The sequence below is a fragment of the Mesorhizobium sp. LHD-90 genome, assembly GCF_030929505.1.
Taxonomy (GTDB): domain Bacteria; phylum Pseudomonadota; class Alphaproteobacteria; order Rhizobiales; family Rhizobiaceae; genus Kumtagia.
The window spans coordinates 68,347-90,652 of the sequence record NZ_JAVFVV010000001.1; the positions used below are offsets into that span (position 1 = coordinate 68,347).

18 protein-coding genes are annotated in these 22,306 nt (G+C 64.8%); 8 read left to right on the plus strand and 10 right to left on the minus strand.

Annotation, left to right across the window (positions count from 1 at the left end; all coding sequences use genetic code 11):
- The first annotated feature begins 173 nt into the window (after positions 1-173).
- Entirely contained in the window at positions 174-1,073 is a 900-nt protein-coding gene (locus RB623_RS00355) for a mechanosensitive ion channel domain-containing protein (RefSeq protein ID WP_308054747.1), read from the plus strand.
- 14 nt (positions 1,074-1,087) lie between these two features.
- On the opposite strand, the gene RB623_RS00360 is transcribed toward RB623_RS00355, so the two are convergent.
- Complete coding sequence (locus RB623_RS00360; protein ID WP_308054748.1) at positions 1,088-2,113, minus strand: AraC family transcriptional regulator; 1,026 nt, start codon at positions 2,111-2,113, stop codon at positions 1,088-1,090.
- 215 nt (positions 2,114-2,328) lie between these two features.
- On the opposite strand from RB623_RS00360, the gene RB623_RS00365 reads away from it, so the two are divergent.
- Positions 2,329-2,541 carry a hypothetical protein gene (locus RB623_RS00365; protein ID WP_308054749.1) on the plus strand — a complete coding sequence of 71 codons (213 nt, stop codon included), beginning with the start codon at positions 2,329-2,331 and terminating at the stop codon, positions 2,539-2,541.
- 16 nt (positions 2,542-2,557) lie between these two features.
- Here the strand turns inward: RB623_RS00365 and RB623_RS00370 are convergent, their stop codons facing one another.
- A complete protein-coding gene (locus RB623_RS00370; RefSeq protein WP_308054750.1) occupies positions 2,558-2,719 on the minus strand; it encodes an AraC family transcriptional regulator in 162 nt (53 codons plus the stop codon).
- A complete protein-coding gene (locus RB623_RS00375) occupies positions 2,658-3,518 on the minus strand; it encodes a cupin domain-containing protein (protein ID WP_308054751.1) in 861 nt (286 codons plus the stop codon). The genes RB623_RS00370 and RB623_RS00375 overlap by 62 nt, the downstream gene beginning before the upstream one ends.
- A gap of 234 nt (positions 3,519-3,752) precedes the next feature.
- Between RB623_RS00375 and RB623_RS00380 the strand changes: the two genes are divergently transcribed.
- The 4 genes from RB623_RS00380 to RB623_RS00395 all read left to right on the plus strand — a co-directional run bounded on the left by RB623_RS00380 (position 3,753) and on the right by RB623_RS00395 (position 10,785).
- Positions 3,753-4,121 (plus strand): DsrE family protein, encoded by a 369-nt coding sequence (locus tag RB623_RS00380; protein WP_308054752.1) that lies wholly within the window; start codon positions 3,753-3,755, stop codon positions 4,119-4,121.
- A 316-nt stretch (positions 4,122-4,437) separates the two neighbouring features.
- Positions 4,438-7,335 (plus strand): S8 family serine peptidase, encoded by a 2,898-nt coding sequence (locus RB623_RS00385; protein ID WP_308054753.1) that lies wholly within the window; start codon positions 4,438-4,440, stop codon positions 7,333-7,335.
- Positions 7,336-7,647: 312 nt separating this feature from the next.
- Positions 7,648-10,080, plus strand: a complete 2,433-nt coding sequence (locus RB623_RS00390) for a calcium-binding protein (protein ID WP_308054754.1) — start codon at positions 7,648-7,650, stop codon at positions 10,078-10,080.
- Between the two features lie 240 nt (positions 10,081-10,320).
- Positions 10,321-10,785: a TIGR03067 domain-containing protein gene (locus RB623_RS00395; protein WP_308054755.1), complete on the plus strand. Its 465-nt coding sequence runs from the start codon at positions 10,321-10,323 to the stop codon at positions 10,783-10,785.
- A gap of 169 nt (positions 10,786-10,954) precedes the next feature.
- On the opposite strand, the gene RB623_RS00400 is transcribed toward RB623_RS00395, so the two are convergent.
- The 3 genes from RB623_RS00400 to RB623_RS00410 all read right to left on the minus strand — a co-directional run bounded on the left by RB623_RS00400 (position 10,955) and on the right by RB623_RS00410 (position 14,382).
- Positions 10,955-12,673 (minus strand): calcium-binding protein, encoded by a 1,719-nt coding sequence (locus RB623_RS00400; RefSeq protein WP_308054756.1) that lies wholly within the window; start codon positions 12,671-12,673, stop codon positions 10,955-10,957.
- 318 nt (positions 12,674-12,991) lie between these two features.
- Entirely contained in the window at positions 12,992-13,462 is a 471-nt protein-coding gene (locus RB623_RS00405) for a globin domain-containing protein (RefSeq protein WP_308054757.1), read from the minus strand.
- A gap of 35 nt (positions 13,463-13,497) precedes the next feature.
- On the minus strand, positions 13,498-14,382 hold the full coding sequence (locus RB623_RS00410; protein WP_308054758.1) for a LysR family transcriptional regulator: 885 nt from the start codon (positions 14,380-14,382) through the stop codon (positions 13,498-13,500).
- A 330-nt stretch (positions 14,383-14,712) separates the two neighbouring features.
- Here RB623_RS00410 and RB623_RS00415 point away from each other — a divergent pair, with 330 nt between their 5' ends.
- The gene (locus RB623_RS00415; protein WP_308054759.1) at positions 14,713-15,156 is read left to right on the plus strand and encodes a globin domain-containing protein; all 444 of its coding nucleotides are present in this window, start codon (positions 14,713-14,715) and stop codon (positions 15,154-15,156) included.
- 103 nt (positions 15,157-15,259) lie between these two features.
- Here RB623_RS00415 and RB623_RS00420 read toward each other — a convergent pair whose 3' ends face one another.
- Positions 15,260-16,189, minus strand: coding sequence for a hypothetical protein (locus tag RB623_RS00420; RefSeq protein ID WP_308054760.1), 930 nt, complete (start codon positions 16,187-16,189; stop codon positions 15,260-15,262).
- A 297-nt stretch (positions 16,190-16,486) separates the two neighbouring features.
- Here RB623_RS00420 and RB623_RS00425 point away from each other — a divergent pair, with 297 nt between their 5' ends.
- Positions 16,487-18,625 (plus strand): calcium-binding protein, encoded by a 2,139-nt coding sequence (locus RB623_RS00425; RefSeq protein WP_308054761.1) that lies wholly within the window; start codon positions 16,487-16,489, stop codon positions 18,623-18,625.
- A gap of 162 nt (positions 18,626-18,787) precedes the next feature.
- On the opposite strand, the gene RB623_RS00430 is transcribed toward RB623_RS00425, so the two are convergent.
- From RB623_RS00430 to RB623_RS00440, 3 genes are all read right to left on the minus strand, one after another.
- Positions 18,788-20,008, minus strand: coding sequence for an MFS transporter (locus RB623_RS00430; RefSeq protein WP_308055094.1), 1,221 nt, complete (start codon positions 20,006-20,008; stop codon positions 18,788-18,790).
- A gap of 308 nt (positions 20,009-20,316) precedes the next feature.
- On the minus strand, positions 20,317-20,913 hold the full coding sequence (locus tag RB623_RS00435) for a nicotinate-nucleotide adenylyltransferase (protein ID WP_308054762.1): 597 nt from the start codon (positions 20,911-20,913) through the stop codon (positions 20,317-20,319).
- A 100-nt stretch (positions 20,914-21,013) separates the two neighbouring features.
- Complete coding sequence (locus RB623_RS00440; protein WP_308054763.1) at positions 21,014-22,297, minus strand: glutamate-5-semialdehyde dehydrogenase; 1,284 nt, start codon at positions 22,295-22,297, stop codon at positions 21,014-21,016.
- Between the last annotated feature and the right edge of the window lie 9 nt (positions 22,298-22,306).

The following is a 22,306-nucleotide window of genomic DNA, read 5'->3' on the forward strand; positions in this document are numbered from 1 at the left end:
CGGATACTGCGAAGATAGGCGCAGCATGGTGAAGGTTTCAAGACGTCTTCGCCACCTGATTTTTGCGGCGTGTCCTGGGGTGTCCTTCGCTGCTTGCTGCTGCCCTCCAGTAAGGAACCCATCCGGACGCGAAAAGTTTCGGTCGGATTGCGGCAAAATCGGAGGGTCTTCAAATGGAAAATGCGGCGCAGGACGCCATCGCCAGCATCGGCACGGGATTTGACGCCGTGTGGGCGCTGGTCATCGCCTATTCCTTCTCGGTGCTGGGCGCCGTGATGCTCATGGTCGTCGGCTACATCGTCGCCGGCCTGGTCGAACGCGGCATTTCCGGCGGCCTGTCGCGGCTGCCCGGCTTCGACGGCACACTACGGCATTTCTTCGCGACGGCAGCGCGCTACGCCGTGCTGGTTCTGGTGCTGGTCATGGTGCTCGGCCAGTTCGGCGTGCAGACAGCATCCATCATCGCGGCGATCGGCGCCATCGGCCTGGCAATAGGGCTGGCGCTGCAAGGCACGCTGCAGAACATCGCGGCCGGCATCATGCTCCTGGTGCTGCGTCCGTTCCGCATCGGCGAGTCCATCGAGGTCGGTTCGATTTCCGGGGAGGTCGAGGAAGTCGGGCTGTTCGCGACAAAACTGCGCGCCGCCGACGGCATCTATATCCTGGCGCCCAACTCGAAATTGTGGAACGAGCCGGTGCGCAATTCCACACGCAACAGGCTGCGGCGCAACGACATCGCCGTCAACATCCGGTACGGGGACGACATCGATGCTGCGGAACGCCTGCTGACAGAGCTCGCCGCCGCCGACCTACGGGTGAAGAAGCAGCCGGCGCCGCTCGCCTTCGTCAACGCGCTGAACGACGGCTCCATCCAGATGGCGCTGCGCTACTGGACTTCCGACACCGATTTTTTCCGCGCGAAACTCGACCTGACCAAGCTCGCCCGCACGCGGCTGGCGAAACGCGGCATCGGCTTTCCCGAGCCGGTAACAGCGGTGGCGGAGGAAGCAGAGGTGGACCGCGATGCAATGCCTGAGAAGGAGCGGGCGGAGCGCCGGCCGACCCGGCAGTAGTCACGAGCAGTGCGTCAAGCGTCCGCGTTTCGGACATTCTCGCCGTTCCTTGCGCCGCGCAAGCCGGACGGCGCGCTTCCGAAGCGTCGGCGGAAGCAGCGGTTGAAGTAGGACACTTCGTTGAAGCCGCAGGCGAATGCGATATCGATAATCTTCATGCGGTCCTGGCGCATGTCCGTCAGCATCTCGCGCGCCTTCTGCAACCGCAACTCCATGACCCGCTCGGCGAAACTGCGGCCTGTATCGTGCACCAGCGCATTGACATAGCGGGGTGAGACGCCCAACCGGCGCGCCACATCCGCCACATCCGCCACATCCGCCACCTCGAAGCCGGGGTCGGCGAAACGCCGCCGGATGATGGCCAGAATGTCGTCCAGCCGCGCCGCCGCCAAGCCGCGTTCGCGTGCGACATATGCGTGGTCGCCGCGCGCACCCAGCGCCAGGCTGACCAGATCGAGCAGCGTGCGCTCGATATGAGCGCCAAGGGCAGGGTCGCTATCCGGCGCGTCGGGCGCCGCGAGCAGACAGAGATAGCGCATGAGATGCCGCATCGAGGGCGCGCCTGGATCGAGCCGCCTCGACACCACGTCGTCGGCGTCGGCGACGACGTCGAGAAGCCTTGCGCGAGGCACCGAGAGGCCGAGCCACGCGATGGTCGAGCCCGGACCGACCTGCGTCTCCATCGGCTCGGCATTCGAGGTGATGACGACCTGGCCTGTGCCGCAGTGCACGTCACGTCCGCGCTGGACGACGACGGCATCGGCGCCGCCGCGCGGAAAGCCGAGCAGGAAATCACCGCGCGGATCGGCGGCCACATTCCTGGATGTCCGTGACACACGCTCGAGCGTCCCGTTGAAGCTCATGAAACCGAGATCGCCGAACGCCGCGAGCAGGCAATTCGCCGAAAACGCCACGTCCTTGCGGTAGGACATGCCGACCGAGCCGAACCGGTCGCCATAGGCGTCGTGCCACGCGCCGATGCGGGCACGGTCGTCAATGCCGTGCGGCAGCGCATCGGAGGAGAGCAACAATCTTTGCATCCGCTGGGAGCCCTTCCGGGAACCGACGTGCAATAGGTAGCGGAATCCGTTGCGGCGTCATAGCGGCGTGTGGTCGGACAGGGCGGTTCGCCTTCGAAATGGATTCGTCATGCCGCTCGCAAGAGCGTATGGTGAAGTCGTCACCCGCGATCAACTGAGGCGGACGGGTGCTTGAAAGAATCGATCATGCTTTCGCCCGAATGGGAGGTAGGGGCATGTATGGCTTTGGCATGGCGGATCCGGCCGAGCTCGCAGTCCTCACCAGGGCTCTGGACGACTACTGCGCCAAGCACGGGATCGACAAAGGTCCCGACCGCGATGACATCGCGATCAGGGTAATGGATTTGTTCCGGCAAGGCGTGATCGATCCGACCAAATTGTCGGATGGGCTGGACCACATGGCCGCCTGGATCGGACCGGCGCGCTGAGGACACCGCCCAAAACTCATTCCGCCGCCTGCGCCGCCTTGCGCCAGGCGGCCGGCGGCGTGCCGAATTCACGCTTGAAGGCGCGGGTGAACGCCTCCTCCGCCTCGTAGCCGACATCATAGGCGATCTGGGCGATGGCCTGGCGGCCGCCGCGCAGCTTTTCTTTGGCAAGCTGCATGCGCCACAGGGTGAGATAACGCATGGGCGGCATGCCGACGAGCGCGGCGACGATCGGAAAAGGCCGAGCGCGATAGGGCGACCTCGCGCGCCAGTTCCTCCGCCGTCCAGGGATGGTTCACCCGTCCGTGCATTAGCGCAAGCGCCTGGCCGACCACCGGATCGCGCATGCCGGCCAGCCAGCCCTTGCGCTCGGGCGGAAGCGTCGCCGCATAGCCGCGCACCGCCTCGACGAACATCAGTTCCGACAGTTTCGACATTATCGTCGAGGAACCGATCTTGCCTTCCCGCAGGCCTTTCAGGGCGAAACCCAGCGAGGCCTCGATCCATTCGCTGGAGCCGGCGCCGACCATGTCGACCTTGAGTGCACGCGGCAGCGTGGCGATCAGCGGGTTGCGGTGCTCGGCGCTGCCTAGAAAACCGCAGACGATGTGCGTCGGCTCACCACCGCCGCCATGGACGACCTGCCCCAGCGCGCCTGCCGCGTTGCGCTGAATGAGGTGGCCGGTGCGCACCGGCTGCGCAGGGAGCGCGCTGCCCAGAATGTGCCGGTCGTTGCGCGCGAACACCACGGTTTCCCCGGCGCGAACCTCGAGTGGGCTTTCGCCGTCGACCATGACCTGCATGCGACCTTGGATCACATAGTGATAGGCGATCATCTGTACGGGGTTCTGCAGGAACGGCTCGAGGTCGCCGGCATCCATATTGGCCGAGACGCACCAGGGCGCGGAGAAGCGCGCGTCGAGAAAAACCCCGCCGGTCATCCTGACGGCGCCCAGCACTTCCCCCAGCGCGTCCATGGTTTCCCGCCAAACGGTCAAGTCTTCCGGCGGCCCGGTCATTCAACTGCCGCGCGACGCACTGTAATTCAGCACCCAACGAATGTCACCGATCAGCGCCGGCGCCGTTCCTTCGGCGGCCCGCTCGTGAGCGGTCCCGCAGACGACCGAAAAGCGCCTTTCGCCGCCGAACGGCCGACGGCGTTCATTCCTTGAAGAACAGAACAAACGCAACCCTTTAGAGGAGATACAAACATGCAAGCAGAAACCGAAAAACTGGTGAACGTGGTCACCAAGGGCATCGATTCCGAACTGTCCTCCGTCGCCTTCACCATCGCCAATGGCGGGCTCACCGCCGGGCTGAAGGTCTCGATGTTCCTGACCAGCACTGCGATAGACCTGGTTCGCCGTGGCGCCCAGCGCCTGACGGAGGTGACCCCGCTGAAACCGCTTGCCGCGCTGATCGAGGATTTCCAGGCGCGCGGCGGCGTCATCTGGGCATGTCCGCCCTGCGTGCAGTCGCGCGGCTACGAGCAGTCGGACCTGCTCGACGGCGTCATCGTCGTCGGCGCCAGTGCCATGCATGCCGAGATCAGGCAGGGCGCGGCGACGCTGTCCTTCTGAGCGGCGGCGCCTTGGCGGCTGGGGCGACCATCGCTTCCGTCGCCTGCATCCAGGACCGACGGAGGAACTCGTCAACGATGCCGACGGTGACAGGGCGTCCGTCCAGTTCGCGCTGGTCGAGGCAATCCGCCGATTGTAGCGGCGGATTGCATTGGTGATCTGGGAACAACCTTCGGAGGAAGCTCCGTCACCACGTGACGCCTGATTCCCGTTGAACAATCCGCCGGCATGTGCCTAATTCTCCGCCAGCCTGACGGCGAATGGTTGGTTGCATCGGGCCGCCTGCGTCATGCCGGGCCAGGTATGCGGGGGGAGCATGCCCTATCCGAGCGATCCGCTTTTCGACGAGCAATGGCATCTCGCGCTGATCGGCGACATGCCGAGAGTGTGGGACGACTACACCGGCGCAGGCGTCTCGGTCGGCATCTATGACAGCGCCATCCAGTACACCCATCCGGAGTTTGCGGGGCGCTACGACCCGAGCAAGCATCTCGTCTTCGAGGGCCAAGTCTATGACGCCGCCTATACCGGTCCGGCCAAGGACGGCAACCCGCACGGCACCGAGCACGGTACCCATGTCGCCGGCGTCATCGCGGCGGCGCTGGACGGCAAGGGCTCGGTGGGCGTGGCGCCGGGCGCCAGCCTGACCGGCTTCGACATCTTCAACCCCGCCACGGCGCTCTACCTAAACATGGGTACGCAGACCGGCCTCTTCGCGGCGCTTGCCCAGGGCGCGCTGCTCGACGTGGTCAACAATAGCTGGACCTTTCGCTCGTCCTTTCATTACACCCACAACATAATCCGGCCGGAGACCGTCGACTCCGTCATCGCAGGGATCTGGGAGGATCTGGCCGAGAACGGCCGCAGCGGCCTGGGCACGATCGTCGTCAAGGGATCAGGCAACGACTACTGGAGCGCCCAGAGCATCGGGCTGAACGTCTCGCGGCACGCTATCGTGGTCGGGTCGGTGACCGATGACGGTTTTGTCGCCGACTATTCCAACCACGGCGCCAACGTGCTGGTCTCCGCGCCGGCCGGCTACAACATGGTCACGGTCGACATCCTCGGCGACGAGGGCTGGAACTGGGACGGCGGCGGCGACAACGACTACACCAACCGGTTCGGCGGCACGTCGGGAGCAGCGCCCGTCGTCTCCGGCGTGGCCGCGCTCATGCTGGAGGCCAACAAGAATCTCGGTTGGCGCGACGTGCGCGACATTCTGGCAATGTCGGCCACGCATACGGGCAGCGCCATCGGTGCCGGCAGCACCGGTTTCGAGAACAGCGCCTGGGTGGTCAACGGTGCCGACAATTGGAACGGCGGCGGCCTGCATTTCCATGTCAACTACGGCTACGGCGTGGTCGACGCCTACAACGCGGTGCGCATGGCGGAGGCGTGGGAGTTGTTCGGCGCGCCGCGGACCTCGGCGAACGAAGCCTATGTCGAGGCGTCGGGGGCAGCCAACCTGGCGATCACCGGCCAGCCGGCCACCTACACGCTGGCGCTGACCTCGGACCTCGTGGTCGAACGGGTCGACGTGACGCTGCGTTTCGTCAATTCCACCTTTCCGGCGTTGAGCGCCGAGCTGATCGGGCCTGACGGCTCCGTCCATCCGCTGCTTTATTACGATATCACCTCCATCAACTACACCGACGTGATCTGGCGGTTCGGCGTCGAAGGCCTGCGCAATGTCGCGGCGCAGGGCGACTGGTCGATCCGGGTCTCCCATGTCTCCGGCAATGCGGGGCAACTCGCGGACGTGAAGTTCGGCATTTATGGCCACGCCGGAGGCGCCGACGACGTCTATCACTTCACCGACGAGTTTGCCGCCATGGCGTCGCTCGATGCGTCGCGTCGGCTCGTCGCCGACGGCGATTCCGGCGTCGACTGGCTGAACATGGCAGCGCTCAGTGGCGACATCGTGCTCGATCTGCGGGCAGGTGCATCCTCGACGCTGGATGGCGGGCAGTTCATTCAGACCGACGCCGGCACGCTGATCGAGAATGCCGTGACCGGCGACGGCAACGATGTCATCCGCGCCAACGCCGCCGACAACAAGCTGCATGGCGGGCGCGGCAACGACATCTACTACGTCAACGGCGCCGGCGACGGCGTGTTCGAGAAGGCCGGACAGGGCAGCGACCGGGTCGCCACAAATGTCAGCTACGCGCTTGCGAAAGATTCCGCCGTGGAGGGGCTGCGCACCACGTTGATCGGCGGCCTGGCGGCGATCGACCTTACCGGCAACGCTTTTGCCCAGACGATCATCGGCAATGCAGGCGACAACGTGCTGCACGATGGCGGCAAGGGCGCGGCCGACGTGATGAAGGGGCGCGGCGGCAACGACACGTACCGGGTGTTCAATGCCGGCGATTCGATCATCGAAGGGGCGGCGGAAGGCGCGGCGGATCGGGTGACGGCGGCCGTGGACTATGTGCTGAAGGCCGGCGTCGCCGTCGAGATGATGACCACCAACGGCTCGACCGGCACTTCGGGCATCGACCTCACCGGAAATGAATTCGCCCAGACGATCATCGGCAATGCCGGCCAAAATACGCTGAAGGACGGTGGCGGCGACGGTGATTTGCTGCGCGGCATGAGCGGCAACGATACCTACCTCGTCTACAGCACGGCCACGGTCATCGTCGAAACCGCCGCACAGGGCGCCGCCGATCTGGTGATGGCGGCGGTCGACTACGTTCTCACCGCCGGCGCCTGGGTCGAGCGGCTCGCCACCAACGGCACCGCCGGCGCTGCAGCCATCGACCTCACCGGCAACGAGCTCGGTCAGGAAGTGGTCGGCAATGCCGGCGCCAATATCCTTGACGGCAAGGCCGGCGACGACACGATGAAGGGGTTGGCGGGCAACGACACGCTTTTTGGCGGCGCGGGCAAGGACAGCGTTACCTTCAACACCGCGCTCGATGCCGCTTCGAATGTCGACACGGTTGCCGACTTCTCGGTAGCCGACGACACGATCAACCTTGAGAACGCAATCTTCGCGGCGCTGGCGGCCACCGGGGCGCTCCTCTCAGGCTACTTCCGCGCCAACGCCACCGGCACCGCGCAGGACAGCAACGACCATGTCATCTACCACACCGGCACCGGAAGACTCTTCTACGACGCCGACGCCAACGGCGTGGGCGTCGCCGTCCAGTTCGCGGTGCTCAGCGGCAATCCGGCGATCGGCGCGGCCGATTTCGTGGTGATCTGAGCCGGGCTGGACGAAGCCGGCTCTCGCCAAACCTTCCCTTCGCCAGCCGTCGCGCGACCAGAAACAGCAACGATCCGGCATTTCGATGATTTTTTGACGCGCCGGTTCCCCGGCGGTCAATTCGAGTGCTTCCGGGTGCAAGACGAGGGGGCGATTGTCCCCTATCCCGCCACGCCATTGCGAATGTGGATCCCGGCGCCGCTCGTCACCCGGCGACTGCCGCCGGCGCCGCCTTCGTGCTCATCAACCGGGAAGCCTGTCCCGCGCCCTATGGCGCGGCCGCTATCCCCTTGTCTTGAAGGAACGACTGCAATGGCTACCACCAGTACCTATGCCCACGTCTTCGTCAAACCCGAGTTCCAGGCCAACAGCTTCGAAACCGGAAACCAGCTCCGGCCGGACGTGACCGGCCTGTCGAATGGCGGCTTCGCCGTCGTCTACAACAACGGCATCCTCGCCGACGGCGAGGTTTTGGTCGATTTCTACGACGCCGGCAACGAGCGCATCGGCTCGTTCAAGGTGCCTTATGAAAACGGCACCATGGCGGCCGGCCAGCCGCAGATAACCGAGCTCGCCAACGGCAATGTGCTGGTCACCTGGATCGACGCCGAGGCGCCGATCCTGAACCTGCGCGGGCGCATCTTCGAGGCCGACGGCACCGCGGTGGGCAGCGAGATCGCGATCGACACCGTCGGCAGCGACGTCCATGTCACGGCGCTGGCCGGAGGCGGTTTCGTCGTGGCCGATACCAGGGCCGACAATGTCTGGCAGACGCGCTTCGACAGCCTCGGCAACGAGTTCAGCCCGAGCGCCATGGTCAACAACCCCGCGCTTGCCGGCGTCCAGACCGGCGCCGCGGTGGCGGCGCTGAGCACCGGCAGCTACGTCGTCACCTATACTGACACCAATCCCGCCGAGCAGACGCTGCGCGCCCGCATCTATTACAACGACGGTACGACCAAGGTGAACGACTTCGCCATCGACAGCATCGGCGACAACACCGAGGCCAGCGCGGTCGGGTTGGCCGACGGCAACTGGGCGGTGGCCTACACCGACACGGGCTGGGGCGCCGCCGACGCCGGCAATTCCGGCATCACGCTGAAGATACTCAACAACGACGGCAACGACCTGACCGGCTTCATCCGTGTCAACGCGCCGTCCGCCGAGGTCGACGTCGAGCCCGACGTCACCGTGCTGGAGAACGGATTCATCGTGGTGAGTTGGTCCAGGAACCTGGGTCTCGTCGACTACGGCGTCATGGCGCGGGTGTTCACGGCCGCCGGCGTCGCCGTCACCGACGAATTCGCTCTCGACCTCGGGCCCAGCGCCGACCGCCATTCGGCCATCTCCGGCCTGCTCTCTGGCAAGTTCGTCACCACCTGGCAGGACAGCTCCCCCGACGGCGGCGTCGACGGCCGCATCGGCGCGTCGGTCAGCGAGATCGTGCGCACCACCACCGGCGACGATGACGCCGACACCTTCGCCGGCGACGCGCTGCGCGACGTCATCGACGGCGCCGGCAGCGGCGATTTCCTCGACGGAGCCGGTGGCAACGACCTGATCGACGGCGGCAGCGGCGACGACCAGTTGCTCGGCGGCGATGGCGCCGACGTGCTGATCGGCGGCGAGGGCGCGGACATTCTGGAGGGCGGCGAGGGCACCGACACCGCTTCCTATGCCAGCGCCGCCGCCGGAGTGATCGCAAGCCTCGCCAATCCGGCGATCAACGGCGGCGACGCCGCCGGCGACACCTACAACGCGATCGAGAACCTGATCGGCTCCGGCCACGGCGACGCGCTCAACGGCAACAACAGCGTCAACGACATACGCGGCGGCGCCGGCGAGGACACGCTCAAGGGTTACGCCGGCAACGACAAGCTCTACGGCCAGGACAATGACGACACGCTGATCGGCGGCGTCGGCGGCGACAGGCTGAGCGGCGGCTCGGGTTCCGACACCGCCTCGTATCTCGGCGCGACGGCCGGTGTGACCGCCAATCTCGCCGATGCCGCTGCAAACACCGGCGACGCCGCGGGCGACACCTATCTGTCGATCGAGCATCTCACCGGTTCGGGCTTCGTCGACAAGCTGATCGGCAATGCCGGCGACAACCGGCTTGACGGCGGCGCGGGCAACGACACGCTCTATGGCGGCGACGGCGCCGACCAGTTGATCGGCGGGGCCGACACCGACACGGTGAACTACTCGGGGTCCGCGGCCGGCGTGATCGCCAGCCTCGCCAACGCCGCCATCAACACCGGCTTCGCCGCCGGCGACAGCTACACCTCGATCGAAAACATCTCCGGCACGAAATATGACGACTATGTCTACGGCAACGCCGGGGCCAACGTCGTCAATGGCGGCGCCGGCGACGATTTCATCAAGGGTTATGCCGGCAACGACACGCTGGTCGGCGGCGCGGGCGGCGACGCCTTCATCTTCAACACCGCGCTCGACGCCGCCGCCAATGTCGACAAGATAACCGACTTCGACGCGGCCGCCGACACGATCCAGCTCGACAACGCGATCTTCGCCGCCATGGCCAAGACCGGCCCGCTGGCGTCCGCCTATTTCCGCGCCAACGCCAGCGGCACGGCGCAGGACGGCAACGACCACATCGTCTACGAAACCGACACCGGAAAACTGTTCTACGACGCCGACGGCAACGGCGCCGGTGGCGCGATCCACTTCGCCACCCTCACAGGAAACCCGGCGCTCGGCGCGGCCGATTTCGTGGTCTTCTAAAAAACCGCAACCGAAGCGCGGGGCCGATGCGCCCCGCGCACAGGCCGGCGATGGTGCCATCGCCGGCTTTTCACGTTTGCAGTCGCAGGCGGAAATGCGGACGCAGGCCGCATCTGGCGAAACTGCGCAACAGGGCCTCGCAGGGTTCGGCGGCATCGGCTAGCTTCGGACGTCGGTTTGGCTGGTGAACACCGCCGGCGAGCTCGATATCGAACAGCACCCGTTCACTGGAGGACAGGCATGCGCGGTTTCATGAGTTCTTTCCGGAGCCGGCTGGCCCCGATCCTGCTTTGGCTGGTGGCTGCAGCCACCCTCGGTTTGGCCCAGCCCGCCGTGGCGGCCGAGGAGCTGCAGGGGACATGGGTGGCGACCAAGGTCGTGTCCGAAGGCAAGCCGGCGGAAAACCTCGTCGGCCACCGGCTCACCTTCGACGGTGCGAATTTCCAGATCCGGTCGAGCGACGGCAAGACGATCTTTGCCGGAACAACCAGCGTCGATCCGGCCGCGAGACCGGCTTCCATCGATTTCGTCAACACGCAAGGCGATGCGGTGGGCAAGACCTGGAAGGGCATCTATGCGCTCGACGGCGACACGCTGAGCATCTGCGACAATTCTCCGAATCTGGAGGCCGGCCGGCCGACAGCCCTGGAGGCCGCGAGCGGCTCGGGTCACGCGCTGTTCATCTTCGAACGTGCGAAGCAATAGTGCGCGGGCGCACCGGCACGCTCTGATCGCCCACCGGCGCCGCAGCTTCCTGCGTTCTGCAACCGAAAAAACCCGGCAGCGCGCCGTGGCGCGCCGCCGGGTCTTTCGGACGTCCGGCCGCAGTCCCCGGTGGGCGGTCTGGCGCCGCCGGGCCGTCATGCCGGGTCGTTCAGATGATGATGTCCATCGGCGAGTCGCCGTTGAGCATCGACGGGTTGAACAGGCCGCCATCGGCGATCGCGGCATTGAAGGAAGCGACGTTGCCGTTGCCGACGATCTTGGCGAAGGCCTGCCAGCCATCGTCGGTCATGGCGACCAGCATGGTCGAGTGACCCATGTCCGCCGATGCGGCATAGACCCTGCCGACATAGCTCTCGCCGATCTCCGGCTCGTCGGCGAGAAAGTCGTCGAAGCGGACCATGTCCTCGCCCAGCACGAAATCGCGGATGGAGTCGATGCCGCTGTCGCCGGCCGCGAAGACGAACTGGTCGGCGTCGTTGCCGCCGAACAGGATATCCGTGCCGGAGCCGCCCCGGACAAGATCCTCGCCGTCCCCGCCGGAGAGCGTGTCGTTGCCAGCGTCGCCCCATAACCAGTCGTCGCCGTCACCAGCCAGAATGCTGTCATTGCCCTGGCCACCACGCACGCCATCGTTACCCTTTCCGGCCAGCACGGCATCGTTGCCGCTTCCGGCGTTCACGTAGTCGTTGCCGTCGCCGGCATCGACATAGTTCGCCGTGCCGTTCGTGCTGATCCAGTCGTTGCCCGAGCCGGTCCGGAAATTCTCAAAACCGGCCAGGCTGTCGGTGAAGCTGTACTGGACCGCCGTGCCGACGCTGGTGGGGCGAAGGTCGATCACCACCCGCGCGGAGCCTTCCCAGGCGGCAGTGTCGATGCCCTCGCCTCCCCTGAGATCGTCGCTGTTGTGGCCGCCGATCACGAAATCGTTGCCGTTCCCGCCATGGATCACGTCTTGTCCATTGCCGCCCTCGAGCGTGTCGTTGCCGTCGCCGCCGAGCATGTTGTCGTCGCCCAAGTCGCCGTAGAGTTCGTCGTTGCCGGCAAGTCCGGTGAGCGTGTCGGCCTCGGTTCCGCCATGGAGCTCGTCGTCGGACGCGCCGCCCACCAGGATGTCGTCGCCGGCATCGCCGAAGGCGCGGCCGCTGCCTTCGATCAGCAGCGTGTCGTTGCCATTGCCGCCCCACAGAACGTTGTGGCCGCTGCCGCCGTAGAGGAAGTCCTTGCCGTCGTCGCCCTTGAGCGTGTCGTTGCCGGAGCCGCCTTCGATGATATCGTCGTTGGCGCCGCCATGGGCCGTGTCGTTGCCGCTTTCGCCCTTGATCGTGTCGTTGCCGGACCCGCCATAAAGCTTGTCGTTGTGGTTGCCGCCGAAGAGCTTGTCGTTGCCGCCCTCGCCATGCATCTCGTCATGGCCGTTGCCGCCGACCAGCGTGTTGACGCCGTTGCTGCCGCGGATGATGTCGCTGCCGTTGGTGCCGGTGGCGTTCTCGAAGCTGTAAAGGACGTCGTCGCCCAGAATCGTCTGCCCGGACACGCCTTTCGCCTTGGCGAGACCGTGGCCATCCGACGTCGAAAGATCGATGTCGATCGCGCCGGTATAGTGGGCGTAGGAAATGGTGTCGGTGCCCGAACCGCCAAACATGTAGGCGTCGCCAGACCCGTCCCAGCCCAGCCGGTACATTCCCGGCCGATCGCGGATGATCGCGTCATTGCCCTCGCCGGCGTGGTAGTAGCCGACCCAGAGCGTGTTGACGAACCCAAAATTCGGGTCCCATCCGGAGTGCTCCCAATCCGCGACCGCCGCATGGTTGAGGACCACCGTATCGTTGCCTTTCGTGCCGTACATCGACATGTAGATGTTCTGCATATCCATTCTCCTTCATTTGCTCGGGCCGGCCTCTCGGGCCAGGGCCGTCGCGTTGGCGTTCGCGCGCCCCGGAAAACCTCGGCGCGCAGGGGTTCGCCCGCGGTTCGCTCGAACTGCGGCGCGTTTCACCGACCCAAATGGATTGATTGAGATTATTCGGCGCGGAGTGTCGGAAGGCCCGCTGCCGGTCGGGGGCGAGTGATACCCGCATGGGCGATGCTCGCGAACCCGCGGAACTGCATCGTCGTCATGCGGATTTTCCGGTAAGGCCCCGCCGGCCGGCGCAATTCGCCGGCAGGATGGACCCGAAGTGCGCCGCTACTGCGCGGCTTCCAGCGCGGGCTCGTCGAGGTCGGCGAGGTCTTGCACCTCGATCCCGTAGGCGGCCTTCACCATGGATAGGGCGATCTCGTCATAAGCTTTGCGCCAGGCCGTCTCCATCTCGGGCGTGAAATACTCGTCGCCAAGGACTTCCGCCAAAATGCTCAGCACCGCCTTGCCGACCTGCGGATAGTGCGCCGGCTTCACCCCGTAGGCGACATGCCGCCGCGCCAGGTCGCGGCTCATGGAGTCTTCGCTCTCCAGTTCGTGGATGCGCGCCACCACGGCGCCGAAGGCGAACAGCGTCTTTTCGGTCTGGCCGACGATGTCGTCGGAGAACAACGGGCGTGTATCGGGAGCGATCTCGAACAGACGCGGATAAAAAAGCGCCGCCGCAAGTTCCTTGCGCTCTTGCATCAGCCGCAGGCCGAGATGAAGCTGGTCGATCTCTTCGTCCGATAAAGCCATTTGGGCAGCCCGACCCGCAAGATGAACGACAAATACTACATTTTGTCGGGTATCTGCGCAATCTCGGGGTTTCCGAACGTCTCGACGAAGATTTCGCGCAGCCAGCGGGTCACCGCCTGCACGCGCTGTGTCTGCACCGTATCGGGGTGCAGGTGCAGGTTCAGGATGCGCACCAGTTCCGGCGGGCCGGCTTCGAGCCGCGCCAGGCCGGGATGGGTGGCGGCAAGGCACATGGGCAGCAGGCCCTTGCCGACGCCCGCGGCGATCGCCGCCATCAGCACGCGGTTGTCGCCGGACTGCAGCCGCACCTTGTCCCCCTGCCTGCGTACCCGCTCCAGCGCCTGCACATGCGCCAGCCGGGGCGAATCCTCGTCGCTGAAGGCGACCCACGGCAGGTCCCTCGGATCGCAGTCGCCGCTGCGATAGAAGGCATAGGGCACCTCGCCGAGCTTGACCGCGAACTCGAAGTCGCGCGGCGGCTGCTCGAACCACAGTTGCATTGTCGGGTCGGCGCGGGCGGCGGCGCGCGGGTGATAGGGGATGAGCCTGAGGTCCAGCCGCGGGCACGCCTCCAGCAGTTTTCGCGCTGGCGGCCCGGCGAGGCGCTCCAGCGTCCACGGATTGCCGACGAGGCGCACCGTGCCCACCGGGCCCTCCGGTCCGCGCGAAAGATCCTCCGTCATCCGGACCATGCGCCGCTCGATCTCGGTGGCCCGGTTGATGACGATCTCGCCGCTCTCGGTGGCGGTCAGCCCGCCCTTGGAGCGCAGGAACAGGATGGTGCCGAGACCGGCCTCTATCGAGCCCAGCCGCCGGCTGCAGGTGGACTGGTCCATACCCAGCGCCTCGGCGGCCAGCGTCAGCGAGCCCGAGCGAGCCACTGCCAGCACCACCTTCAGGTCGTCCCAGTTCGGCTGCATGCGCTCCCCCGGTTGCACCGCCAGAATGCCCTGTCGCGGCGTTTTCGGGAAGTGCCGCGGTGCGATCCGCTTTCCGTCCGCCCTTCGCCTGGCCCAGCAGTCGATTGAACGCGCTCCCATCCGGCCGCTTCGCGGCCACCCTTCTCCCCGCGGGGAGAAGGTGGAGGGCGCAGGCGTCCGCGATCTCCTCTCCCCTCGGGGAGAGGTCGCCCGAGCGAAGCGGAGGGCGGGTGAGGGGGCATCTCACATGCGATGTCCCGCCGCTTGGCAGGCCGCAGGCTTTGCGACATGCTGCGGTCGGGCATTGTCGGCCCGGGGCGGATCGGGATCATGCAGTTCGACGCGACGGAGCAGGCGCTGATCGGTGCGAGCTTTCGCGCCCTGGCGGTGGACGCGCCTGGCGCCGCCGCCTGCTTCTACCGCCACCTGTTCCGACTGCTGCCCGAGGCAGAAAACCTGTTCGTGGCCGACATGCGGCGCCAGGGTGTCAAGTTGGCGCAGACGCTGCAGGTGATCGTCGACCAGGTTGGCAATTGGGGCCTGCTGCGCGTCACGGTGGAAGATCTCGCCATCCGCCACCTCGCTTATGGCGTACGCCCCGAACACTACGACGCGGTGGGCGAGGCGCTCATCGCAATGCTGCGCGAGCGGCTCGGTGCTTTCTGCACCGAGGAGACGGTTTTCGCCTGGCGCAAGGCGTACACGGGCATACAGGCGGTCATGCTGGAGTTTGCCTATCCGGCGGAGGCGGACAGCGACACAGAATCTGCCTGACGCCTGCGGCGTCGCGCGCGGCCAGCCCTCATCTCGCCACAGGGCGCCGCCCTCGACCTTGGCCCAAACCGTCACCGGCAGAATGAATCCGATTGGGTGCGCTCTAAGGATTGGCGCTGGGAAAGTCGAGCCATGCCCGGTCGAGCGATTCGACCAGCGGCTGGTAATCGCTGATCGAGATCTGATCGAGACCGTCGCCTCTTGCCAGGAAAGTGCCGAGATTGCGGTCGACCGCGCCGGGATCAGCGATTCCCAAACCCAGCGAGATCAAGTCCTCGGCGATGGAGCCCTGGGTGGGCAGATACGCCTCGGCGGTGCTGAGCCGGGCGTTGGCGGCGGGAAGCTTGACCATCGCGATGCGCGTGACGGAAGGCTGGGCCACGGGGCCGATGATCGTGGCGCCGCACATGAGGCCCGCCAGGACACTGACCGGCGGCGTGGGCGGAAAAAGGAAGTAGACGAAATGGGCGTCGCCTCCCCGTTCGCGTAAATCGAGATGGAGAGCCTGCTTTTCCATGGAGACCGAACCTTCGAGAGAAAGCCGGCCGGTCGGCAGTACCTCCGCGTAGCTTGCCTGCAACCGGTTGGGACCCGAGCCCGGCCCTATCGACAATTCTCCACGGATCACGCGGCCGCGAAAATAAGGCGACCAGGCATGGGAATAGCACGCATAAGTGCCGGCGAGCGTGAGCCCGCGCTCCGGCTGGGCGGCATGACCATTCGGCCGCCCGAGGTGCCGTTTCAGCGTTTCGCGGTCGCGATCGTGGCGCGCGCAGACGGCGTCCAGGAAGTCTTCGGCGTCCGCTTCGGCGACCCAATCGCCGGACCGATCGAGATCGAGCAGCCTGGCCCAGTCGGCATAGAGTTGAAGTTCGCGCGGATTGGCGCGTCCCTGCATCCATTTGTGAGCGCGCTCGACGTCGAACGGCGTGGCGGGGTTGATCCGCCGGAACGCCGCCCCGAGATCCTTGATCGTGATCGTGCCCAGCAAGGCGGCCGTCACCCGCAGCTTTCGGTCGATGTCCTTGGCCAACGGGCAATCCTCGGCTGCGGAATTTCCAGGCTGATTTTCCAGGAAAAGAAGAAGAATTCCAAGTGTTTTCCACTCGCGAATGTATTCAGGGCTGGCTCGATCAACTAGCAGAGGTAAACGATGGCCGCTTCCATGGGTGGGGGCGACGTGAGGCTCCGGAAAGTGTTATCGGCCGGGTCAACTGCTTGTCCGGATCGGAAACTGTATTCGCAATCCGCGAGCGCCATGCGTTTCAAGAATTTATTTGTAACGGTCTCGAGATCAACGAAATAATTCTCGGGTGGTGGGGAGAAAAACATGCCAGGTACACCTACACTCTGGAAGGCGGAGACGGCCATCGCCACGGGCTCCACCGTGGCCTGCTTTTCCGATGGAAGGTTCGCGATAGCCGGTGACTTCTATGGCGATCTCAGCAGCCAGTTTTATGACGCGCTCGGCAATACCTTCGGAGGCGATGCGCTCTACGATATCTCGTGGCGAGACGTGCCTATGCTCAGCCCCCGTCTCACTTCAGCGCCAGACGGAAACATCTATCTGGCTTATTCAATTCAGTTTGCCCCAAATGATCATGATGTTTTTGCAGCGGTCCTGACGCCAACCGGCATTACGACTGATCTGGATGTGAGAGCCAGTGGCGATGATGAGATTGCGGGACATTTCGCGCCATTCAGCTCAACGCGCATCGTCTCCGTTTTTACCACTTTCCATCATGAGGGAGCCGGCGACTATGATGTCGGTCTGTCGATCGAAGATCCGACTGGCGTCCTCCCACGCGTGGTAATGGACGCTCACGGTGCCTCGACGGATTGGCAGCGCAATCCCAGCGTCTCCGTTCTTGCGAACGGCAACATTGTGGTCGCTTTCGAGAACTACGTGGTCTCTACGAATTCGACCACCATCCAGATCTCTGTCTTCGACGAAAACGGCCAGGAAGTAGCGGCCCAGCGGGTCATCGCGGATACAAGCAGCCCCAGTTCGCCAACCGTCACGTCGCTAACCAACGGCAACGCGGTCGTCGCCTGGGACGATCTCGCCGATCAGAAAATGTACTTCAAGGTCATCGGATCGGATGGCTCCGATATCACAATACTCCGCTCAGTGTCCGATGCGTATGGCCTCCACCCAAAGGTGGTCGGGACATCGGATGGCGGGTTCGTCATGGCCTGGACAAGCTATGTCGGAAACGAGGTGGACGGAACCCCGGATGCCGACGTCGCAGTCCAGATGTTCGACGCCTCCGGGAACCGCATTGGTGAGCAGTTCAGGATCGACAATCCCGGAGACCAGACCCTTTCCGACATCACTGTCATGCCGGATGGGCGCCTGATCGTTGTTTACGATTCGGAGACCGGGGATTCGACCAACGATCACTACGCGGCCTTTGTGATCCTGGACCCTCGCGACCGCTCGATTTCCGGTGACGAGGGGAATGACACGATCGTTGGCCGGCTGGACGCCACGTTCATAAACGGGCTGGACGGCAACGATGCGCTGTATGGAATGGGCGGCAACGATACCCTGACCGGCGGCGAGGGAAACGACGTTCTCAATGGCCGGGGTGGCGTCGATACGCTCGTCGGCGGCGGTGGCGACGATGTCTACTACGTGGACAATGCCAAGGACCTGATCGTTGAGGTGGGTGGCGCCGGCAACGATGCGGCGATCGTCAGCACCAGTTATGCCCTTGGCGCCAGGATGGAAGTCGAATTGCTGAGAACGACTGCCAATGGCGGCACGGCGGCAATCAACCTCACCGGCAATGCGTCCTTCCAGACCATAATCGGTAACGCGGGCGACAATGTCCTGAATGACGGCGGCGCCGGTGACAACGACACGTTGATCGGCGGCAAGGGTAACGACACCTACCGCATCTACAATTCATTCGACACCATTATCGAGGCCTCCGGGTCGGCGGCTGGCACGGCCGATCGTGTCATCACGTCCGTCGACTATGCTCTCGACCCCAACTCGTTCATCGAATTTTTGACCACCACCGGCTCGACCGGAACATTCAACGTCAACCTCGCCGGAAACGAGAACGCACAGACGATCATCGGCAATGCCGGCTCCAACATCATCGACGGCAAGGGCGGCGCCGACGAGTTGCGCGGCGGTAGCGGCAGGGACTTCTTCGTCTTTTCGACCGCATTGGGTGCTGGCAACGTCGACGCGATCGTCGACTACAGCGTCGCCGCCGACACGATCCAACTGGACGACGCGATCTTCACCGCTTTGACCACGACCGGTGTGCTTGCGGCATCGGCGTTCAAGGACAACTTCCTGGCGGCGCGAGATGCGGATGACCGCATCATCTACAACTCGAACACCGGCTCGCTGTTCTACGATGCCGATGGAACGGGCGCGTCCGTTGCAGTGAAATTCGCATCGCTCGCACCTGGCCTCAGCCTCACTGCCGCGGATTTTATGGTGATCTGAGGACGGGCCTGCCGTGTGGCGTCATAGCGGCTGGGTCTCTCTCCCGTAAGCACCCGGCCGCGTTCACACATTTCAGCTATTGGCTTTGGCTGCCAGCCGTGCGGACGCAGTCGACGCAATGTCGCGCAGGCTGAAATCGACGTGATATGGCTATCCCGCCCTCTACTTCCGCTCCTCCTCTCCCGGAAACGCCAGGTCGACCGGCAGCGGCGCCTGCGCCGTCATCGGCGCGAAACTGCCGGTTTCGTCGGCCGGCACGGGCGAGGCCTTCAGCACCCGCCAGAACACGAAGGCGGAAAACATCACCGCGATGGCGATCGCCACATAGATGAAACTCTGCGTGCCGTAGAGCGCCGTCAGCACCGTGCCGAGGCCGGGCGCCAGAAAACCCGCCACCGACCAGGCGAACAGCATGGTGCTGGACAGCGTCACCAGCTCGTCCTTGCGGGCGCGGTCGCTGCCATGGGCGCTGGAGAGCGAATAGAGCGAATCCGACGCGCCGCCCCACACCACATAGATGGCGATGATGGCCAGCAGCGCCGCGCCGTCGAAGCGGATCGCCAGCACGCCCATGATGGCGACCAGCGTGGCCGCGCCGATCATCACATAGCGGCGGTCGGTGCGGTCGGAAATCCAGCCCAGCGGGATCTGGAAGATCAGCGTGCCCAGCGGCATCGCCGACATCAGGGTGGCCACCTCGGCCTGCGAATAGCCCTTGGCGGTGGCGTGGATGGGTGCGAAGCCGGCGATCATCATCGACAGGCCGCCCACCGCCAGCATGCCGGCAATGCCCACCGGCGAGATGCGCCAGGCCTTTGTCCACGCCACCGAACCGCCCTCGGGGGCAGGGGGCTGGGCGAGGTTGGTCAGCCCCACCGGCAGGATCGACAGGGCTGCGAAGATGATGCCGAAGATCGGCGCCTGCGGCGTCTGGATATCGGCGAAACGCAGCAGGAAGGCGCCGCATCCCAACCCGACCACATAGGCGACGTAGAAGATTGCCATCACCCGACCGCGTATGGCATTGCCGACCACGTCGTTCAGCCAGCTCTGCGCTACGATGAACAGGCCGGTGATGGCAAAACCGTAGAGGGCGCGCGAAAGGATCCAGGTCGGCCCGTCGACCGTCACCGCCACCAGCGCGTTGGCCAGCACGATCAGGCCGGAGAACAGCAGGTAGCTGCGCGCATGGCCGACCCGGCGCACCAGCGGCGCCGTCAGGAGGCAGCCGAGCAGCCCACCGGCCGACAGGCCGGTCAGGATCGACCCCGCCCAGGTCGGCGCGAAACCCTCAGCGCCGAGCCGGACCGGAATGTAGGCGAACAGCAGTCCGTTGCCGACCGCCACCAGCGCCATCGACAGGATGATCGAGGTGATCGCCATCAGCGGCGCGGAAGTGTTCTCCCGGTCCTCCGCAGTCTTGCCAATGCTCGCAGCCACGTCTCCCATGCAGTGAAAATGGCGTGCCGAAACCTTTCGTGCGGCGTCAAAAACGACATCGGCGGTTGCGTGAAGCCCGCGCGCGTCTTTTCGGCGGTTGCGTGAAGCGAAAGGCGGCATGAGGGAAGCGCGAGCCACGTTTTTCAGGTCCGTATTCAAGCCCGCCGCGGTGATGTTCGCGTACGTTCCGCGCAAGCTGTTGAAATAGCCGGATCTTCCGGACTTCACACAAAATCGTTCGCTGGGCTGGCCTACTGATTTTGCTGGGTTTTCTGGGCGCGGATGGCCGTCGACGAAAGCAGCGAGCGCGGCCCGTGGATGAACGTCCAGGCCGGCGCCTTCATCCTCGCCAGGCGCGGCGCGTCCGCCTCGTCGACCCTTGCATAGTCAAAAGTTTTGGCCACAACCGATGACAAAAAAGCCAGCGTCGAGCCCGGCCGGTCGACCACAGCTATCGGAAAAGTAAGGACAATTTGCCTCCATCGCTGCCAGCGGTGAAAATCCCGAAGATTGTCCGCGCCCATGATCCAGACGAAATCCACGCCCGGATTGCGCGCCTTGATGTAGGCCAGCGTGTCGGCCGTATAACGGAAATTATTGCTTGCCTCGAAAGCCGTCACCTTGACCTTCGGGTTGCCTGCGACCCGTTCGGACAGTTTTATCCGTTCGCCGAGCGGCAGCAGATCGTTCTTGTTTTTCAACGGGTTGCCGGGTGTCACCAGCCACCAGAGCTGGTCGAGAGCGAGCCTGCGCAAGGCAATCTCCGCCACCAGCGCGTGGCCGGCATGCGGCGGATTGAATGAGCCGCCGAACAGCCCGACCCGCATGCCCTTTTCGACATGCGGCATCCGGAGGTAGCCGTCCGCGACCGGCTCTGCGCCCTTGCGGGACAAATGGCCGGCGGGCTGCAGGGGAGGGCGCGAGGTGATGTTCAATTTACGTGTGGGATCAAGGCCTTAGCTGGCCTTTTCCGCGCACGCGGTATTTGAACGAGGTGAGCTGCTCGACGCCAACCGGCCCGCGCGCATGCATCTTTCCGGTCGAAATGCCGATCTCGCCGCCGAAGCCGAACTCGCCGCCGTCGGCGAATTGTGTCGAGGCGTTGTGCAGCAGGATGGCCGAGTCGATCTCGTTGAAGAACCGCTCAACCGCTTGATTATCCTCGGCAATGATCGCCTCCGTGTGGTGCGACGACCATCGTTCGATGTGCTCGATCGCCCCGGAAATGCCATCCACGAGTTTCACCGAGATGATTGCGTCGAGATATTCAGTCGCCCAGTCCTCCTCGGTCGCCGGTTTGGCAGCGGGGTAAAGCGTGCAAGTTTCTGAATCCGCTCGGATTTCGCAGCCTGCGTCGGCCAGTGCGGTCAGGATCGGCACAGCATGCGTCTGTGCTACAGCACGGTCGATCAGCAGCGTTTCGGCCGATCCGCAGATGCCGGTGCGCCGCATTTTTGCGTTGACGATCAAGGGGATAGCCATGTCGAGTTTCGCCGACTTGTCGACGTATACATGGCAGAGCCCTTCCAGATGCGCGAACACCGGCACTCGTGCCTCGCTCTGCACCCGCGCCACCAGGCTCTTGCCGCCGCGCGGCACGATCACATCGAGATTGCCGCCAAGTCCCTTCAGCATCTCGCCGACAGCGGCACGGTCGGCCACTGGCACCAATTGGATCGCGTCCTCCGGCAGACTTGCCGTCTTGAGACCCTCGGCCATCGCGGCATGGATCGCCGCGGAAGAGTTCAGCGAATCCGAACCGCCCCGCAAAATCACGGGGTTACCGGCTTTCAGGCAGAGCGCGCCGGCGTCGGCGGTCACGTTCGGCCGGCTCTCGTAAATCACGCCGATGACGCCGAGCGGCGTGCGCACCCGCTCGATATGCAACCCGTTCGGCCGGTCCCACTCGGCGATCACGTCGCCCACCGGGTCGCGCAGATCGGCGATTGCCCGCACGCCCTCGGCCATGCCGCGAATGCGGGCAGGCGTTAGCGTCAGCCGGTCTATCATCGCCGGCGAAAGCCTTGATTCCTCTCCGTTTTTCAGGTCGATGGCATTCGCGTCGAGGATATTTTGCTCATCGCGCAAAATGGCGTCGGCCATGGCGGCCAGCGCGTCGTTCTTCTGCTTTGCAGGGGCCAGCGCCAATGGCCGCGCGGCGGCGCGTGCCTTGCGGCCGATTTCGGCCATCAGCGCGACGGTATCTTCAAGTCGAGAGTTCGTAGTCAGCATCGAATCTGC

Excerpts from the sequence above, each read along its gene's own strand:
- RB623_RS00410 (WP_308054758.1), bottom strand. The coding sequence starts at position 14,382 with ATGCAGCCGAACTGGGACGACCTGAAGGTGGTGCTGGCAGTGGCTCGC.
- RB623_RS00365 (WP_308054749.1), top strand. The coding sequence starts at position 2,329 with ATGTATGGCTTTGGCATGGCGGATCCGGCCGAGCTCGCAGTCCTCACC.
- RB623_RS00380 (WP_308054752.1), top strand. The coding sequence starts at position 3,753 with ATGCAAGCAGAAACCGAAAAACTGGTGAACGTGGTCACCAAGGGCATC.
- RB623_RS00385 (WP_308054753.1), top strand. The coding sequence starts at position 4,438 with ATGCCCTATCCGAGCGATCCGCTTTTCGACGAGCAATGGCATCTCGCG.
- RB623_RS00435 (WP_308054762.1), bottom strand. The coding sequence starts at position 20,913 with ATGCCGCATGTCGAAAAGGGCATGCGGGTCGGGCTGTTCGGCGGCTCA.
- RB623_RS00355 (WP_308054747.1), top strand. The coding sequence starts at position 174 with ATGGAAAATGCGGCGCAGGACGCCATCGCCAGCATCGGCACGGGATTT.
- RB623_RS00370 (WP_308054750.1), bottom strand. The coding sequence starts at position 2,719 with ATGCAGCTTGCCAAAGAAAAGCTGCGCGGCGGCCGCCAGGCCATCGCC.
- RB623_RS00400 (WP_308054756.1), bottom strand. The coding sequence starts at position 12,673 with ATGCAGAACATCTACATGTCGATGTACGGCACGAAAGGCAACGATACG.
- RB623_RS00390 (WP_308054754.1), top strand. The coding sequence starts at position 7,648 with ATGGCTACCACCAGTACCTATGCCCACGTCTTCGTCAAACCCGAGTTC.
- RB623_RS00395 (WP_308054755.1), top strand. The coding sequence starts at position 10,321 with ATGCGCGGTTTCATGAGTTCTTTCCGGAGCCGGCTGGCCCCGATCCTG.
- RB623_RS00375 (WP_308054751.1), bottom strand. The coding sequence starts at position 3,518 with ATGGACGCGCTGGGGGAAGTGCTGGGCGCCGTCAGGATGACCGGCGGG.
- RB623_RS00360 (WP_308054748.1), bottom strand. The coding sequence starts at position 2,113 with ATGCAAAGATTGTTGCTCTCCTCCGATGCGCTGCCGCACGGCATTGAC.
- RB623_RS00440 (WP_308054763.1), bottom strand. The coding sequence starts at position 22,297 with ATGCTGACTACGAACTCTCGACTTGAAGATACCGTCGCGCTGATGGCC.
- RB623_RS00415 (WP_308054759.1), top strand. The coding sequence starts at position 14,713 with ATGCAGTTCGACGCGACGGAGCAGGCGCTGATCGGTGCGAGCTTTCGC.
- RB623_RS00425 (WP_308054761.1), top strand. The coding sequence starts at position 16,487 with ATGCCAGGTACACCTACACTCTGGAAGGCGGAGACGGCCATCGCCACG.
- RB623_RS00430 (WP_308055094.1), bottom strand. The coding sequence starts at position 20,008 with ATGGCGATCACCTCGATCATCCTGTCGATGGCGCTGGTGGCGGTCGGC.
- RB623_RS00405 (WP_308054757.1), bottom strand. The coding sequence starts at position 13,462 with ATGGCTTTATCGGACGAAGAGATCGACCAGCTTCATCTCGGCCTGCGG.